18 protein-coding genes are annotated in these 16,310 nt (G+C 62.5%); 1 reads left to right on the top strand and 17 read right to left on the bottom strand.

The genetic code is table 11. The annotated features are described in order from the left end of the window. Positions 1-374: 374 nt before the first annotated feature. Positions 375-1,634, bottom strand: a complete 1,260-nt coding sequence (gene murA, locus V3587_RS25985; protein WP_283377533.1) for a UDP-N-acetylglucosamine 1-carboxyvinyltransferase — start codon at positions 1,632-1,634, stop codon at positions 375-377. A gap of 54 nt (positions 1,635-1,688) precedes the next feature. Between murA and V3587_RS25990 the strand changes: the two genes are divergently transcribed. Continuing rightward, entirely contained in the window at positions 1,689-2,261 is a 573-nt protein-coding gene (locus tag V3587_RS25990) for a cob(I)yrinic acid a,c-diamide adenosyltransferase (protein ID WP_283377534.1), read from the top strand. 10 nt (positions 2,262-2,271) lie between these two features. Here V3587_RS25990 and V3587_RS25995 read toward each other — a convergent pair whose 3' ends face one another. The 16 genes from V3587_RS25995 to rpmE form a co-directional block, all read right to left on the bottom strand. After that, entirely contained in the window at positions 2,272-2,694 is a 423-nt protein-coding gene (locus V3587_RS25995) for a DUF2550 domain-containing protein (protein ID WP_029255703.1), read from the bottom strand. Between the two features lie 49 nt (positions 2,695-2,743). After that, positions 2,744-3,112 carry a F0F1 ATP synthase subunit epsilon gene (locus tag V3587_RS26000; RefSeq protein WP_003941287.1) on the bottom strand — a complete coding sequence of 123 codons (369 nt, stop codon included), beginning with the start codon at positions 3,110-3,112 and terminating at the stop codon, positions 2,744-2,746. A gap of 6 nt (positions 3,113-3,118) precedes the next feature. Then, complete coding sequence (gene atpD, locus V3587_RS26005) at positions 3,119-4,570, bottom strand: F0F1 ATP synthase subunit beta (RefSeq protein ID WP_003941349.1); 1,452 nt, start codon at positions 4,568-4,570, stop codon at positions 3,119-3,121. Positions 4,571-4,573: 3 nt separating this feature from the next. Beyond that, on the bottom strand, positions 4,574-5,557 hold the full coding sequence (locus tag V3587_RS26010) for a F0F1 ATP synthase subunit gamma (RefSeq protein WP_003941320.1): 984 nt from the start codon (positions 5,555-5,557) through the stop codon (positions 4,574-4,576). Between the two features lie 48 nt (positions 5,558-5,605). Further along, positions 5,606-7,249, bottom strand: coding sequence for a F0F1 ATP synthase subunit alpha (gene atpA, locus V3587_RS26015; RefSeq protein ID WP_007726218.1), 1,644 nt, complete (start codon positions 7,247-7,249; stop codon positions 5,606-5,608). 62 nt (positions 7,250-7,311) lie between these two features. Continuing rightward, entirely contained in the window at positions 7,312-8,136 is an 825-nt protein-coding gene (locus tag V3587_RS26020) for a F0F1 ATP synthase subunit delta (protein ID WP_003941304.1), read from the bottom strand. 5 nt (positions 8,137-8,141) lie between these two features. Further along, positions 8,142-8,702 (bottom strand): F0F1 ATP synthase subunit B, encoded by a 561-nt coding sequence (locus V3587_RS26025; RefSeq protein ID WP_003941337.1) that lies wholly within the window; start codon positions 8,700-8,702, stop codon positions 8,142-8,144. 7 nt (positions 8,703-8,709) lie between these two features. Next, complete coding sequence (locus V3587_RS26030; RefSeq protein ID WP_003941327.1) at positions 8,710-8,952, bottom strand: ATP synthase F0 subunit C; 243 nt, start codon at positions 8,950-8,952, stop codon at positions 8,710-8,712. A gap of 83 nt (positions 8,953-9,035) precedes the next feature. Then, the gene (atpB, locus tag V3587_RS26035; protein ID WP_003941403.1) at positions 9,036-9,863 is read right to left on the bottom strand and encodes a F0F1 ATP synthase subunit A; all 828 of its coding nucleotides are present in this window, start codon (positions 9,861-9,863) and stop codon (positions 9,036-9,038) included. A 280-nt stretch (positions 9,864-10,143) separates the two neighbouring features. Beyond that, a complete protein-coding gene (locus V3587_RS26040; protein ID WP_019749175.1) occupies positions 10,144-10,614 on the bottom strand; it encodes a glycine zipper family protein in 471 nt (156 codons plus the stop codon). A gap of 32 nt (positions 10,615-10,646) precedes the next feature. Continuing rightward, positions 10,647-11,834 carry a glycosyltransferase family 4 protein gene (locus V3587_RS26045; RefSeq protein ID WP_003941359.1) on the bottom strand — a complete coding sequence of 396 codons (1,188 nt, stop codon included), beginning with the start codon at positions 11,832-11,834 and terminating at the stop codon, positions 10,647-10,649. Beyond that, positions 11,831-13,156, bottom strand: a complete 1,326-nt coding sequence (gene glyA, locus V3587_RS26050; protein ID WP_283377535.1) for a serine hydroxymethyltransferase — start codon at positions 13,154-13,156, stop codon at positions 11,831-11,833. Before glyA ends, V3587_RS26045 begins: the two co-directional genes overlap by 4 nt. Positions 13,157-13,158: 2 nt before the next feature. After that, positions 13,159-13,821 (bottom strand): L-threonylcarbamoyladenylate synthase, encoded by a 663-nt coding sequence (locus V3587_RS26055; RefSeq protein WP_003941345.1) that lies wholly within the window; start codon positions 13,819-13,821, stop codon positions 13,159-13,161. After that, positions 13,818-14,750 (bottom strand): peptide chain release factor N(5)-glutamine methyltransferase, encoded by a 933-nt coding sequence (gene prmC, locus V3587_RS26060; RefSeq protein ID WP_054186744.1) that lies wholly within the window; start codon positions 14,748-14,750, stop codon positions 13,818-13,820. The genes V3587_RS26055 and prmC overlap by 4 nt, the downstream gene beginning before the upstream one ends. 77 nt (positions 14,751-14,827) lie before the next feature. Beyond that, positions 14,828-15,907 (bottom strand): peptide chain release factor 1, encoded by a 1,080-nt coding sequence (gene prfA, locus V3587_RS26065; protein WP_003941341.1) that lies wholly within the window; start codon positions 15,905-15,907, stop codon positions 14,828-14,830. Between the two features lie 146 nt (positions 15,908-16,053). Beyond that, positions 16,054-16,290 carry a 50S ribosomal protein L31 gene (gene rpmE / locus V3587_RS26070; protein ID WP_003941310.1) on the bottom strand — a complete coding sequence of 79 codons (237 nt, stop codon included), beginning with the start codon at positions 16,288-16,290 and terminating at the stop codon, positions 16,054-16,056. Positions 16,291-16,310: the final 20 nt, after the last annotated feature.

Consider the following 16,310-nt stretch of genomic DNA (forward strand, 5'->3'; position numbering starts at 1 on the left):
GTTCTCAAAGAACACGCACACACCATCACCACGACCCTATGGCCGCCGCTCCGGGGCAACTTTTCCAGCCTATCCCATCCTGATCATCGGCGCAAACCGCTGAACATTCGGGGAAGAACTGGAGGTGAAGCACAACCATACACGATGGAAACTACTTCGAAATTTGGTCAGGCACTTCGTACAACCTCGTGTCACTCGCCGTAAAGGCGGGAGTCGGTGTCCGTGTCGCTCTGACTTGGAATAAGTTACGCGAACCTTCAATCAATTCACAAATCGCCTGGTCACTACAGCGATTGGCCGGCTAAGGCCAGGTCAGACTGTTGCGCCTATCTGCCAATCGCGAATAGACCCGAGTGTGACGCCGAGCACCGAAGCTATTCGGAGTCCACCCGCTCGATCACTCCCCCGAGTCCACGGAGATTCTCGACGAATCGCGGGTACCCACGGTCGATGTGGAAGATGTCGTGAACTTCGGTGGTTCCGTCCGCAACCAACCCCGCAAGCACGAGCCCGGCGCCGGCCCGAATGTCCGAAGACCACACCGGCGCACTCGACAACACTGGAACTCCGCGGATCACCGCATGGTGACCGTCAGTTCGGGCGTCGGCGCCGAGTCGGATCATTTCCTCGACAAATCGGAAGCGCGATTCGAACACGTTCTCGGTGATCATCGACGTGCCTTCGGCAACCGCAGCCAAACCGATTGCCATCGGCTGCAGGTCGGTCGGGAATCCGGGGTACGGCAATGTTGCGAAATTGACCGCTCTAGGCCGTTCACGCTGAATGACGCGGAAACCGTCAACCTCGGGAGTCACCTCCGCGCCGGCCGTCCGAAGCTTGTCGAGGACCAGTCCGAGATGCTTGTGGTTCACCCCGCGAACGCGGACGTCACCCCTGGTCATGGAGGCAGCGACACCCCATGTTGCGGCAACGATCCGGTCACCGATGACGCGGTGCGTAGTCGGTTCCAACTTGCGGACGCCTTGAATGGTGAGCGTCGAACTTCCGCCGCCAGATACCTTGGCGCCCATCTCGTTGAGCATGTTGCACAGATCCACGATCTCGGGCTCACGTGCAGCGTTGTCGATCACTGTCTCACCACGGGCGAGGACCGCTGCCATCAAGATGTTCTCGGTTGCACCCACAGACGGGAAGACCAGGCGGATGTTCGCTCCATGCAGGTCGTCTGCCTCGGCAACTACACATCCGTGTTCGATCTCGCTGCGCGCACCCAACAGGCGGAGCCCGGATTGGTGCATGTCGAGGGGCCTCGAACCGATGGCGTCACCGCCAGGCAAGGCAACAACAGCGCGTCGACAACGCGCGACCAGCGGACCGAGAACACACACTGACGCTCGGAACTGTTTCACCGCATCGAAGTCAGCGTGATACTTCGGCTCGGCCGGCGTCGTGATCCGCACTTCGGAATCTTCGAGTTCGACTTCGCAGCCCAGACCTCGCAGAACGTCCGCCATCAGCGGTACGTCGAGAATGTCCGGGCAGTTGGTCACGACAGTGGTGCCTTCGGCCAACAGCGCCGCGGCCATCAGCTTCAGCACACTGTTCTTGGCCCCTCCCACCAGTACTTCACCTTCGAGGCGGTTACCCCCGGTCACAAGAAAGTGCTCACTCACGGTTCACAGCCTAGAGCCACAACCTCGTCGGCACCGCGCCGGTACCGTAGCCCTATGTCTGTTCACCTGACGAAGATCTACACCCGGACCGGCGACGACGGGACCACGGGCCTCAGTGATTTTTCCCGCGTGTCCAAGAACGATCCGCGTCTGATCGCCTACGCGGATTGCGACGAAACCAATGCAGCGATCGGCGTGGCCGTTGCTCTCGGCACTCCCCCGGAGAATCTCCTCGCAATGCTGCGCCAGATCCAGAACGACCTTTTCGACGCAGGGGCCGACTTGTCCACCCCGGTGGTCGAGAACCCGAAGTACCCGCCGCTGCGAGTGACTCAGGCCTACATCGATCGACTCGAAGGATGGTGCGATGAGCTCAATGAGCAACTGGCACCGTTGAATTCGTTCATTCTGCCGGGCGGAACCACCTTGGGAGCCCTGCTTCACGTAGCAAGAACCGTCTCGCGGCGTGCGGAGCGTGCGGCTTGGTCCGCCATCGATGCGAACCCGGAGGACACGAGCGTGCTCCCCGCGAAATACCTCAACAGATTGTCGGATCTGCTCTTCATCATGGGAAGAGTGGCAAATCCTGAAGGCGATGTGCTCTGGAAGCCCGGCGCCGGGGCTTGAGCGGGACCGGTCAGGCGGTGCGTCGCCTACGGGCGCGCCCGTCCGGCCGCGATTCCACCCAGGACAGGAACGCTGTCAATGCTCCACTGTCCAAGGCGATTTCGTAGGCCGACGATCCATCGTTGACCTTGACCACGACGATGTCGTCGCTCATGATGTCGAATTCGGTACCCGAGGGAGAACGACGGCTCTCGACCTCTATACCTTGACGATCGATCCTGGAGTCCGGGCCCGGCCGCAGACTCGACAGTTTGAAAAAGACAAAGGTGCTTTCGCCGTAGCGAATGATTCCGTGACGCCACCCGCTGTCCCCCGGGGATGGTAGGACACGAAGCAGTGCAGCGGTACCGCCGCGACGCAGAACCAGCAGACGATACAGAAAAGCCGCGACGAGAACCGCGAGCAGCACAACCAGAATGATCAACACAGTCATTCCGAATGTCACTGTTCGTCGGCTCCCGTCGCGGCTTTACTCGAGTAACTTACGCGCGCTCGACGGCCCGGAGCTGACCCTTGGCGACCGCAATCGCTTCGAGGTCGCCCGAGTTCTCGGCCAAGACAGCCTTGGCTGCCTCGACGTCGATGTCCTGTGCCATGTCCGCGGACTCGGCAAGGATCGTCACCGTCGTCGCAGTGACGGAGAGGAATCCTCCGTGTACCGCAGCAACGATACGCTCGCCGTCGACCGAGGTGATCGACACGGTTCCGCCCTCGATCAGCTGGCCGAGGACCGGCTCATGCCCAGGCATGATTCCGATTTCACCCTCGGTGGTCTGAGCGCTGACCAGCGTCGCCGAACCAGACCACAAGCGCTGCTCGACGGCAACGAGTTCTACGGTCATCTCAGCCATCGTGGACTACTTCCCGGCCATCTTCTTGGCTGCAGCCTCGACGTCGTCGAGTCCACCGCAGCTGTTGAATGCCTGCTCGGGCAGGTGATCGAACTCGCCCTTGCAGACGCGGTCGAAGGCTTCGATCGTGTCGCGGAGCGGCACGACGGAGCCGGGCTCACCGGTGAACTTCTCGGCAACGATGAAGTTCTGGCCGAGGAACTTCTGGATACGACGGGCGCGGCCGACGAGGACCTTGTCCTCTTCCTGAAGCTCGTCCATACCGAGGATGGCGATGATGTCCTGCAGTTCCTTGTACTTCTGCAGAATGCGCTTGACCTCGTTGGCAACGCGGAAGTGCTCGGCACCGACGATGCCGGGCTCCAGGATGCGGGAGGTCGAGCTCAGCGGATCCACAGCGGGGTAGATACCCATCTGCGAAATCGGGCGCGAAAGCTCGGTGGTGGCATCGAGGTGCGCGAACGTCGTAGCCGGCGCGGGGTCGGTGTAGTCGTCGGCGGGCACGTAAATAGCCTGCAGCGAGGTGATCGAGCGACCACGGGTCGAGGTGATGCGCTCCTGGAGCTCACCCATCTCGTCCGCCAGCGTGGGCTGGTAGCCCACTGCCGAAGGCATACGGCCGAGGAGGGTGGAAACCTCGGAGCCTGCCTGCGTGAAGCGGAAGATGTTGTCGATGAACAGCAGAACGTCCTGGCCCTGAACGTCGCGGAAGTACTCCGCCATCGTCAGTGCGGACAGGGCCACGCGCATACGCGTTCCGGGCGGCTCGTCCATCTGGCCGAAGACAAGGGCGGTGTCCTGGAGGACGCCCATCTCTTCCATTTCCAGGTGGAGGTCGGTGCCCTCACGGGTACGCTCACCGACGCCTGCGAACACCGAGGTGCCCGAGAACTCGCGAGCGATACGCGTGATCATTTCCTGGATCAGAACGGTCTTGCCGACGCCGGCGCCACCGAACAGGCCGATCTTTCCACCCTTGACGTACGGGGTGAGGAGGTCGATGACCTTGATGCCGGTCTCGAGGATCTCGGTCTTACCTTCGAGCTGATCGAAGGCTGGTGGCTTGCGATGGATTCCCCACTGCTCGCCGTCGCGGCCGAGGCCCGGGGTGTCGAGGCAATCGCCCAGTGCGTTGAACACGTGGCCCTTGACGACGTCACCGACGGGAACCGAGATCGGCTTGCCCGAGTCGGTCACTGCAGTGCCGCGGACGAGTCCGTCGGTGGGCTGCATGGAGACGGTGCGGACCAGGTTGTCACCGAGGTGCTGTGCAACCTCGAGCGTCAGCGTCTTGGCGACCGAGGGAAGCGTGATCTCGGCGTTCAGGGCGTTGAACAGTTCAGGAACAGCGCCACGCGGGAATTCAACGTCCACGACGGGACCGATGACCCGCACGACGCGGCCGGCTACGGCCGAAGCCGAACCTGCCCCGTTGTTTTCGGTTACTGCTGCGGTCATGTGCTAGTCACTTCCTGCGCTCGAGGCGAGCGCGTTGGCGCCGCCGACGATCTCGCTGATTTCCTGGGTGATCTGGGCCTGGCGAGCCTGGTTGGCCTGACGGCTCAACGTGTTCACCAGTTCGTTTGCGTTGTCCGTCGCGGCCTTCATGGCAGTACGACGGGCTGCCGACTCCGATGCCGCAGCATCGAGAAGCGACGAGAAGATACGAGTGCTGACGTACTTCGGGAGAAGAGCGCCGAGAAGCTTCTCGGGCTCGGGCTCGAAGCTGAAGTCCGCGACGGGGCCATTGTCATGGTCGTCGTCGTGGCCGTTGGTCAGCATGTCGTCACCGAGTTCGATGCGCTCTTCCGACACGAAGACCTCGAGAGGAGCCATACGGCGAACCTCGGGAGTCTGCGTCAGCATCGACACGAAGCGGGTGTAGACGATATGGAGTTCGTCGACGCCCTCGATCGTGCCTTCACCGTTCGGAGCGGCAACCTGGTTACCCGAACCAGCCATGAACAGCTCCACCAGGTGGCGGCTGGCCTTCGCTGCATCCGAGTAACCCGGATCCTGCGAGAAGCCCGTCCACGCAGCACCGATGTCGCGGCCGCGGAACGTGTAGTAGCCGAGCCCCTTGGAACCGAGCACGTACACGACCGGCTCCTTGCCCTCGCTGCGGAGGAGAGCCATGAGCTCTTCTGCCTGCTTGAGGACGTTGGAGTTGTAGCCACCACACATGCCGCGGTCACTGGTGACAACGAGGACCGCTGCCCGCTTGGGCTCCGGACGCTCGTTGAGCAACGGGTGATCGAGCGAAGCAGACGCACTCGCCAATTCGGTGAGTACCTTCGTGATCTCCTCGGCATACGGCTTGGACGCGGCGACGCGAATCTGAGCCTTGGTGATACGCGAAGTCGCGATCAGTTCCTGTGCCTTGGTGATCTTCTTGGTCGAGTTGACCGACTTGATACGAGACCGCAATTCGAGAATGCTCGCCATCGATCAATCACTCTCCCTTCGGAATTCGCAGTGTCATGGGCGCGTACGTCACTTGCTGACGGTCTTGCGCTTGACGTTGATCTGCTCGTTCGCGACCTCGTCGGCGCCCAAAGCGTCAGCCTCGGCTTCGTTCACGACCCGGCTTCCGTCGGATGCGATGAAGCCTTCCTTGAACTTGTTCGTCGCGGCGATCAGCTCAGCAGCGTTGTCGGCATCGAGTGCCTTACCGCCGTTGATGCTGGAGTAGACGCCAGCAGCCGAGTGCTTGAGGTCTTCGAGCAGTTCCTTCTCGAAGCGACGGACGTCGCCGATCGGAACGCTGTCGAAGATGCCTTCGCCGGCCAGGTAGATCGAGACGATCTGGTCCTCGACGGGGATCGGGCTGTACTGATCCTGCTTGAGCAGCTCGACCAGACGGGCGCCGCGCTCGAGCTGAGCCTTGGAGGCAGCGTCGAGGTCGGAAGCGAAGGCGGAGAACGCTTCGAGCTCACGGAACTGAGCCAGTTCCAGACGCAGCGAACCGGAAACCTTCTTCATGCCCTTGGTCTGTGCAGCGCCGCCGACGCGGGAGACCGAGATACCGACGTTGATCGCGGGGCGAACGCCCTTGTTGAACAGGTCGGACTCGAGGAACACCTGACCGTCGGTGATGGAGATGACGTTGGTCGGGATGTAAGCCGAGACGTCGTTCGCCTTGGTCTCGATGATCGGCAGAGCCGTCAGCGAGCCACCGCCGAGTGCGTCGGACAGCTTCGCCGAACGCTCCAGCAGACGGGAGTGCAAGTAGAAGACGTCACCGGGGTAAGCCTCGCGTCCCGGCGGGCGACGCAGCAGCAGCGAGATGGCGCGGTACGCCTCTGCCTGCTTGGTCAGGTCGTCGAACACGACCAGAACGTGCTTGCCCTGGTACATCCAGTGCTGGCCGATGGCCGAGCCGGTGTACGGTGCGAGCCACTTGAAGCCTGCGGAATCAGATGCCGGAGCAGCAACGATGGTGGTGTATTCCATCGCGCCCTTCTCCTCGAGGGCAGCCTTGACGCCCGCGATGGTGGAACCCTTCTGACCGATGGCAACGTAGATGCAGCGCACCTGCTTGTTGACATCGCCGGAATCCCAGTTGGCCTTCTGGTTCAGGATGGCGTCGATGCAGACCGCGGTCTTGCCGGTCTTGCGGTCGCCGATGATGAGCTGGCGCTGGCCACGGCCAATCGGGGTCATGGCGTCGATAGCCTTGATACCGGTCTGGAGCGGCTCTTCGACCGGCTGGCGCTCGAGCACCGAAGCGGCCTGGAGCTCGAGTGCACGGTTCTCGGTGCTCTCGATCTCGCCGAGGCCGTCGATGGGCGCACCCAGCGGGTCGATGACGCGGCCGAGGAAAGCATCGCCGACGGGAACCGACAGAACGTCGCCCGTGCGCTTTACTTCCTGGCCTTCTTGAATGTTCTGGTAATCGCCAAGGATGACGGCACCGATTTCGGTGGCATCCAGGTTGAGCGCGACGCCGACGATTCCACCGGGGAACTCCAACAGCTCGTTGGACATAGCCGAAGGCAGGCCAGAGACGTGCGCAATGCCGTCACTGGTGTCGGTCACTGTGCCGACCTCCTCACGGGAGGCCTCCGGGGAGTAGCTCGCGGTGTAGTTGTCGATCGCGCTACGGATCTCGTCGGAGGAGATCGTCAGCTCCGCCATGTTTTTCCTGCTCTCGGTGTCTGGTCTTCGAAAAGATCTGGAGTATGTGTTCGGCTGAAGGACTACTTGAGGTTCTTCCGCAGTGCTGCGAGTCGACCCGCTGCGCTGCCGTCGATAACCTCGTCGCCCACCCGGACGACCAAGCCGCTGAGGAGTTCTGGATCGACCTCGACGTGCACTGCTACCGGCTTCCCGTAGGTGCGGGTAAGAGTGCTCGCCAAGCGATCCGACTGCTCCGAGCTCAACGCCGAGGCGCTGCGAACGTGAGCAACGGTGGTATCGCGCTGCGCTGCGGCAAGATTCGACAGCTGATCGAAAGTGTCTGCGGGTGCAGACTTCAACCGGCCGACAGCCTGTCCGGCGAGTGCCTCGGTGACCGCGGTGACCTTGCCGTAGAGCAAGCGGGAGAGGAACTCACGCTTGCGGGCTGCGGGAACCGACAGATCCGAGAGCGTCTGCTCCAGGCTGGGATCCCCTGCCACGATGCGACCGAGACGGAAGAGCTCGTCCTCAACGGTGTCCAACTGGCTCTGATCGGCTGCGGCGCGGAGCAGAGCTTCGCGTCCGAGCAGTTCGAGCGAGTTGACCAAGTCGCGGGCCGCAGACCAGTCCTGGCCTGCAGCTGCCTTCACGGTGGCGAGCGCCTCGGCGCCGACCTTTCCGGAGAACAACTGCTCTGCCAAAGCCTGGCGACCAGCGGCCGGTGCCGAAGCGTCAGCCAGCGCGCTGCGAAGAGCGCGCTGGCCGTCGAGTACCTCGACCACCGAGAAGAGCTCGGACCCAGCCTGAGCAGAAGCAGCAGTTGCGGCTCCTGCAGAGACGGCGCCCAGGGCACTGCTCAGCGCAGAACGAGTCTGCGCCAAGGCTTCACGGCTCGCTGCGTACATGTTGCTCACTTCCTGGCTGAATCAGCGCTGACGGTGTCGAGCTCGTTGAGGAAACGATCAACCGTTCCGGCGCGCTTCACGTCGTCGGCGAGGGATTCCCCGATGACCTTCTCGGCCAGGTCTACAGCGGTCTTGCCGAGATCCGAGCGGAGCTCAGCGACAATCTGCTGACGCTGGGCGACGAGCTGGCTGTGGCCTGCGGCCACGATGCGGTCGCTCTCGTCCTGCGCCTGAACCTTCATGTCAGCGATGATCTGCTGACCCTGGGTACGCGCTTCCTCACGGATCTGCGCTGCCTCGGTACGAGCTTCGGCGAGCTGCGCGCGGTACTGCTCGAGCGCTGCTGCTGCCTCCGCCTGTGCGTCTTCGGCTTTCTTGATGCCGCCCTCGATCTGCTCGGTGCGTTCGGCCAAGACCTTCTGGAACTTCGGAAGAACGAGCTTCCAGAAGACGAAACCAACTACTACGAGCGCGACCGCGGACCACACGATGTCGTATGTCTCGGGGATGAGGGGATTGTGTTCAGTCGTCCCCTCCGCCGCGAGAATTGCGATGGTGGCTGCCATGTCGGTCTTAGAAGATGAAGCCGGCGACGAGGCCGATCAGCGCGAGGGCCTCGGTGAATGCAATACCGAGGAACATGGTGGTACGAACCTGGCCGGCCATCTCGGGCTGGCGGACCATGCCTTCGATTGCCTTGCCCACAACGATGCCCACGCCGATGCCGGGGCCGATTGCTGCGAGGCCGTAGCCGATGGCTCCGTAGCCGCGCGACTTGGTCTCGACAACTTCCTGAGCGAGGTAAGCGATGCTCATGGTGTTCCATTCCCTTTCTGTTGACCTCCGCCGGATTCGGCAAGAGGCTCAGTTCTTGGTGTTGCTGGTGAGGAGGTAAAAGGTCAGTGCTCGTCGGCGTGGAGCGCCAGATCGATGTACACCGCGGTCAGCAGCGCGAACACGTAAGCCTGCAGGAAGATGACCAGCAGCTCGAAGAACGTGAATGCGATACCGGCAATGATCGACGGAACACCGAAGATCGCCTGGAATCCGCCGGACACGAAGAAGAAGTAGTTCGTCGCGCTGAAGAACAGCACCAGCAGGATGTGGCCGGCCAACATGTTGGCCATGAGACGAACCATCAGCGTGAACGGGCGCAGGATGAAGGTCGAGATGAACTCGATGGGCACCAACAGGAAGTGCAGGGGCAGCGGGACGCCGGGAACGACGATGCTGCTCTTGACGTACTTGAAGAAGCCGTACTTCTTGATTCCCACGTAGTTGAACACGATGTAGGCGAGCGCTGCGAGTACCAGCGGCATACCGATTCGTGCGTTCGGCGAGATGTTCAGGAAGGGAATGACGCTGGCCAGGTTGCTGGCGACCACGATGAAGAAGATCGTCGTGATGACCGGCAGGAAGCGCTTGCCCTGTTCCTTGCCCAGGATCTCCTCGGCGATGTTGATACGAACGAAGTCGAGCGCGAGCTCAGCTGCGTTCTGCAGTCCACGGGGAACCAGTCGAGGGCTGCGCATTGCGATCACGAAGAAGGCTGCGACCAGCACCGACATCAGCAGACGAATCAGCATCAGACGGTCGAGCTCGAAGGGGCCCGCGTGAATCAACACGGAGGGCGGGAAAAAATCGTCTAGTGACGGCGCATGGAATTCATCCGCGGCCAGGGTGGTGACGCTCAGCGTTCTCTCCCGTAGTCGGTCCGCAGCCATCATTGACTGCGGTTCGATCGGACATTGACGATCTACAAGTCGACAAGTTCGACTCGCGCATTCGTCAGCAGCTGGAGAACCCTAGAGGGGCCTGGCGTCTGTCGGTGTCGGCGACTCTCGTCGACTCAGTGGTCAGAATTTCGACCACCTGCGAGCACATGGCATCGTCGGCTGAGTGTTACTCGGCCCACCATTGCTCTCGCTTGAACCGAACCTTATCAAGTCATCTACGACATTGTGTAGATGGGGTACCTGGAAGTCCGATTAGTTACCTCTTGTAGTACTACTCGTCGTCGTCGACGTTGCTGCTGGGAGTGGGATCGACGTACGGAGTTTTGGTTCCCAGGACGCCGTAAGTCTCCGCACCGAGCACCACGACCAGCGACATGATGATGACCAGGACGAGAGCGGTCTTGTTGTAGAAATCCATGTCCGAGAGGACAAAGAGAACCACCATCGCGAGAATCATCTTCAGCAGCCACGTGCCGAGAAGAACGGCACCGGCCGTGAGCGCAGGCAACTTCGCTGTGAGCAGCACGCCCAGCGCCGTGAACAGGATGAACCCGCCGCCGACGGCTGCGCCGATCAAAGCGCCGTAGACGCCTTCCTTACCGGCGAAGAGCCCGCCCAGGAGCGCGCCGACCACGGCCAGCGCGATCAGCCCCATCACACCCCACTTCACGGCCGACTTCATGGCGGCGGTCGAATCAGGGATGGGTTGCGAGGCAGGTACAGGCTGCGGCGTGTTCGTCACGATGCCCAAGGGTAATGGATCGGAAAACTTGGCTAGCGACGCTGCTGCTTGCGATCGATCAGGGAAGGCACCGCAGTGAAGAACAACGCAAGAACCAAACCGGCCGCGACGAGTACAACAACCAGCTGACGATTGAGCAGCGAGGATCCGACGGCACCGAACGCCAGGACGCTGACCCACAGGTAGATGACCAGCACAACTCGTCGGTGCGTGTGTCCGATCTGCAAGAGGCGATGATGCAGGTGCATCTTGTCCGGACTGAACGGACTGACGCCCGCTTTCGTCCGGCGGATCACGGCCAGGAGCATGTCCAGCATCGGGATGAACATCACAGCCCCGACCAGCAACAACGGCGCGAGGAGGCCGACGAGGTCGCGGGTTCCGTAGGCAGTGAGCGGAATACGACCGGATGCACTGGTGGAGATCGCGGCCAGCATGAGACCGATCAACATCGACCCGGAATCGCCCATGAAGATGCGCGCTGGATTGAAGTTGTGTGGAAGAAAACCGAGACAAGCGCCTGCCAAAGCCGCCGCGATCATCGCCGGCGGGTAGACACTCGCGTCGCCGCCCTGATCGTGGAGAAGACCGATCGAGAAAATGAGGATGGCGAGCGCCGCGATCAGACCCAACCCGGCGGCCAATCCGTCGAGACCGTCGACAAAATTCATGGCGTTGATGGTCGCGACGGCAACAGCAACGGTGAACAGTCCGGATTGAATCTGATCGAGGATGATGGTGGACCCACCGTCACCGCCGAACGGGTTGTAGATGATGAACCAGCTGACGCCCATCACCACGAGAACGCCGGCAGCAGTCACCTGACCGACAAATTTGGTGAGGGCGTCGAGGCCCCACCTGTCGTCGATCACACCCACGAGGACGATGACGGCGCCAGCTACGAGCGCAGCGTGTACGTCAGGACTGCCGAAGCCGAAACCTCTTGTGAGCGCGGGTAATTGCTGCGCGAACAGCAGACCGACAGCCATGCCGACATACATTCCGACGCCACCGAGGCGCGGAATCGGCTCGACGTGAACGTCCCGATCACGAGGAATCGCGACAGCGCCGAACCTCAGCGCCAACAACCGGACTGCGCCAGTCGCCAGGTAGGTCACCACCGCCGCCGTACACAGCACGAGCAAAAGTTCACGGATGGGAACACCCGCTCCCCCGCCACCCTGTGCCAGATACGTGGTCGCCTCGTAGGAAGTGATCACTGCTCGAGATCACCCGTCTGGCGGGCATAGGCAGGCTTTGCCCGGACCAGTTCGCGAACGCCTTCGGCAACTGCTGCCAACTCGGCCTCTCCTGACGTGGTGGCGGGGTCCGCGACAACTGCGCGCGCGATCAACTCCCCCACCACTCTCATGTCGGAGCGGTTGAAACCCTGGGTCGTGACGGCCGCGGATCCGACGCGGATTCCGGACGTGACGGCGGGCGACTGCGGATCGAACGGAATCACGTTCTTGTTGAGCGTGATCGAAGCCAGTCCGCACCTACGCTCGGCGTCGACTCCGGTGACACCGCTTGCGCGCAGGTCGAGAAGCGCCAGATGTGTGTCGGTTCCACCGGACACGGTGCGCAGGCCGCGAGCTTCCAACGACTGCGCGAGTGCCGATGCGTTGGCAACCACTTCCTGTGCATACCAACGATATTCCGGCGTCGACGCTTCCTTGAAGGCAACCGCCTTCCCGGCGATCGCATGCATCATCGGGCCGCCTTGAATGAAGGGGAACACCGCGCGATCTACAGCCGAGGCGTGCTCGCTGCGGCACAGGATCATTCCGCCGCGCGGGCCTCTGAGGACTTTGTGCGTCGTCGCGGAGACGACGTCGGCGTACGGAACGCACGAAGGTATCGCCCGGCCTGCCACCAGTCCGATGAAGTGGGCGGCGTCGACCCACAGGATCGCACCGACCTCGTCTGCGATCGAGCGGAAGGCTGCGAAGTCGATGGTGCGGGAGTACGCGGTCGCGCCGGCGACGATGATTTTCGGCTTGTGCGCCAGAGCCAGGGTGCGAACCTCGTCGTAGTCGATCAATTCGGTGGCCGAATCGACGTGATAGGGAACGGTGGTGAACCACTGCCCAGAAAAGCTGACGCGAGACCCGTGAGTCAGATGCCCACCGTGCGGCAGACTCATCGCCAATACGGTGTCGCCGGGCCTGGCGAATGCGGCGTACACCGCGAGATTCGCAGTGGCCCCCGAATGTGGTTGGACGTTGACGTGCTCGGCGCCGAACAGCGCCTTTGCCCGATCGATCGCCAGATTCTCGGCTACGTCGACGTACTCGCACCCGCCGTAGTAACGCCGACCCGGATAGCCCTCGGCGTACTTGTTGCTCAGGGTCGAACCCAAGGCAGCCAGTACCGCAGGGCTGGTGAAGTTCTCGCTCGCGATGAGTTGAAGTCCGTCGCGCTGACGCTCGAGTTCGGCCAGCGTAACAGCCGCGATCTCGGGGTCTGCCGTGGCAAGCTCACCGAAATCCGGTCCCCAATACGTGGATTCCCCCGCGCGCTCGCCGCCGGCGCCGACCATCGTTACGAAACTCCCTCTACGAGACTTTCCGGACTGGTGCCCAATACCTCGGCGATAGATTCTGCCGAGACGGCACCCACTCGCAAGATACGCGGTGAATTGCCGGTCAGGTCGACGATCGTGGAAGCAACGGCGTGTTCGGCCTTGCCCCCGTCGAGATACACGCTGGCAGATCCGCCGAGCTGATCTCGGGCTTCCTCGACGGTAGTTGCCGGCGGACGCCCCGAAATGTTGGCGCTCGAGACGGCAAGCGGTCCGACATCGCGCAACAGTTCGAGAGCAACCGGGTGCAAGGGCATGCGGAGCATGACGGTTCCGCGGGTGTCACCGAGGTCCCAGGCAAGTGAAGGCGCCTGCTCGACGACCAAACTCAGTCCGCCGGGCCAGAATGCGCGGATCAGATCCCGTGCCTGCGGGCGCACGCTGTAGACGAGCCCGTCGATGGTGTTCCACGATCCGACCAGAACCGGGACGGGCATGTCTCGCCCGCGTCCCTTGGCGCGCAACAGACTCGTGACAGCTTCGCTGTCGAACGCGTCGGCGGCGAGTCCGTAAAGGGTGTCGGTAGGGAGAACTACGAGTCGGCCGGCCTTGAGCGCGTTCTTCGCGGCGGCCAAGCCTGCGGTTCGGGAATCTGTCTGACTGCAGTCGTACACGGTACTCACTCAGCCATCCTTTCACTCTGCGCTTCGGGCGTTCGATTCCGCTGTGCTTCGACGTCGGTGGCGACACGTCTGGCGACGACGAATCGCGGACGACCGGCAAGATCTGGATGCTGCGCGACCTCGCCGAATACCCGGCGCGCCGAGAACAGCGCAGCGACGCCGTCCCCGTTGGTGTCGTCGTGCTCGATGCCTGCCGCGCCGCCGATTCGAAGCCACCGCGCGATGTTGCTGATCATGGGTTTGATGACGGACAGACCGTCGACGCCACCGAACAACGCGGTGTGCGGGTCGTAATCCATGACCTCAGGCTGCAATTGCGCGCCTTCGGGGATGTACGGCGGATTGGAAACGACCAGATCGACGCCGCCCTCGAGCCCTGGCAACAGGTTCCGATCGGTGACATCGCCCTGATGCAGATGGATCGGTGTATCACCGGCTGCCTCGCGGTCGGCAGCATTACGACGCGCCCACGCCAGGGCGGCGGGCTCCTTCTCCACGGCGTGAACGACGGCGTCCGGACGGGCCTCGGCGATGGACAGCGCGAGTACACCCGATCCCGTGCACAGGTCCAGAACTACCGGCGGCTTGCTTCCGCAACCTTCGAGGAACGAGAGTGCCCAACCCATGAGCAGTTCGGTTTCCGGCCGCGGAATGAAGACACCCGGCCCGACAGCGACGTCGATGTTGCCCATCGACGCGACTCCGATGATGTGCTGCAACGGAATCCGCTTCACCCGTTGCGCAACCAACTCGTCGAACGCCGCGATGACCTCGGGATCGACCAACGGAATCAGCCCGAGACGCGTGCGTTCGACCCCGAGCAGGTGGGATGCCAACAACTCGGCGTCGGTGCGTGGGCTGGGCACACCTGCGGCGTCGAGCTGTTTTGCAGCTTCGATCAGCGCCAAACGAAGTGGAAGTCGACTCACGGGTACAGCCTGCCACGCTCGACCGACACGCGGTTCACCGAGTTCCCGGCGGGATGGAGGTCAGTCATGGTCTGCATCTACTCGGCCGCGAGACGCGCCTCTCGGTCCGCCTTGCCCAATGCATCGAGAAGTGCGTCGAGCTCACCGTCGAGCACCGCGTCGAGGTTGTGCGACTTGAATCCGATGCGGTGATCGGTGATGCGGTTCTCGGGGAAGTTGTAGGTGCGGATGCGCTCCGAACGGTCCACCGTCCGAACCTGACTCTGGCGACCTGCCGACGCTTCAGCGTCCGCGGCTTCCTCGGCGACTACCTGCAAACGGGCTGCAAGGACCTGCATGGCGCGCGCCTTGTTCTGGAGCTGCGAACGCTCGTTCTGGCAGGTGACGACGATGCCGGTCGGAAGGTGCGTGATTCGGACAGCAGAGTCGGTCGTGTTGACGCCCTGACCGCCCTTGCCGGACGAACGGTAGACGTCGATACGCAGGTCACTTTCGTCGATCTGGACCTGCTCGACCTCTTCGGGCTCCGGGTAGACCAGAACGCCGGCAGCCGAAGTGTGAACGCGTCCCTGGGATTCGGTGACGGGCACTCGCTGGACGCGGTGAACGCCGCCCTCGAACTTCAGCCGCGCCCACACTCCGTCCGGGGTGTCCGACTTGCTCTTGATCGACAGCGTGGCTTCCTTGTATCCGCCGAGATCGGAGACCGTCGCGTCGAGAATCTCGACGCGCCAGCCATGCCGTTCCGCGTAGCGGACGTACATGCGGGCCAGGTCCGAGGCGAAGAGCGCGGATTCTTCGCCGCCCTCACCGGACTTCACTTCGAGGACGATGTCGTCGCCGTCATGCGGATCACGCGGCGCCAACTGATCGGTAAGCGTCTGCTCGAGCTGCGCGACCTCGGCTTCGAGATCGGGGATCTCGGCGGCGAAGCTGGAATCGTCGGCGGCTAGTTCGCGCGCGGCTTCCAGATCGTCCTGCGCAGCGGTGAGCTTGTTGTACGTCGACATGATCGGCGAGAGCTCGGAGAACCGTTTACCGACGCGCCTGGCAGCGGCAGGGTCGTTGTGCAGCGCCGGATCGGACATCTGCGCTTCGAGACCGGCGTGCTCCGCCAAGATGTCGTCGATGGCCGAGGGCTGGGTTGCGCCTGCCATGGTTCGCTCCGCTCTGAGTTTCGATTCCTACGGTGCGCGCTTGAAGGTATTTCGACGCCGGGACCCGGGAAACGCGCAAACCGAGTGCAGGCACAAAAAAGCCGACGCCCGATCTGCGCATGGCAGATCGGGCGTCGGCGGAACAGCTAGGACTCGGTGGCCGGGACCTTGCTGTCTGCGCGCTTGCCGTAGCGAGCCTCGAAGCGAGCGACGCGTCCACCGGTGTCGAGAATCTTCTGCTTGCCCGTGTAGAACGGGTGGCACTGCGAGCAAACCTCGACGTTGATGCGTCCGGACTCCTTGGTGCTGTGGGTCTCGAACGTGTTACCGCAACCGCAGACGACGGTGGTCGCTACGTAGGTTGGGTGGATTCCTGCCTTCATGGTGTCCCTTTCAATGGTCG

Origin of the sequence: Rhodococcus sp. IEGM 1306 (genome assembly GCF_036541985.1) — a bacterium.
Taxonomy (GTDB): Bacteria; Actinomycetota; Actinomycetes; order Mycobacteriales; family Mycobacteriaceae; genus Rhodococcus_F; species Rhodococcus_F qingshengii.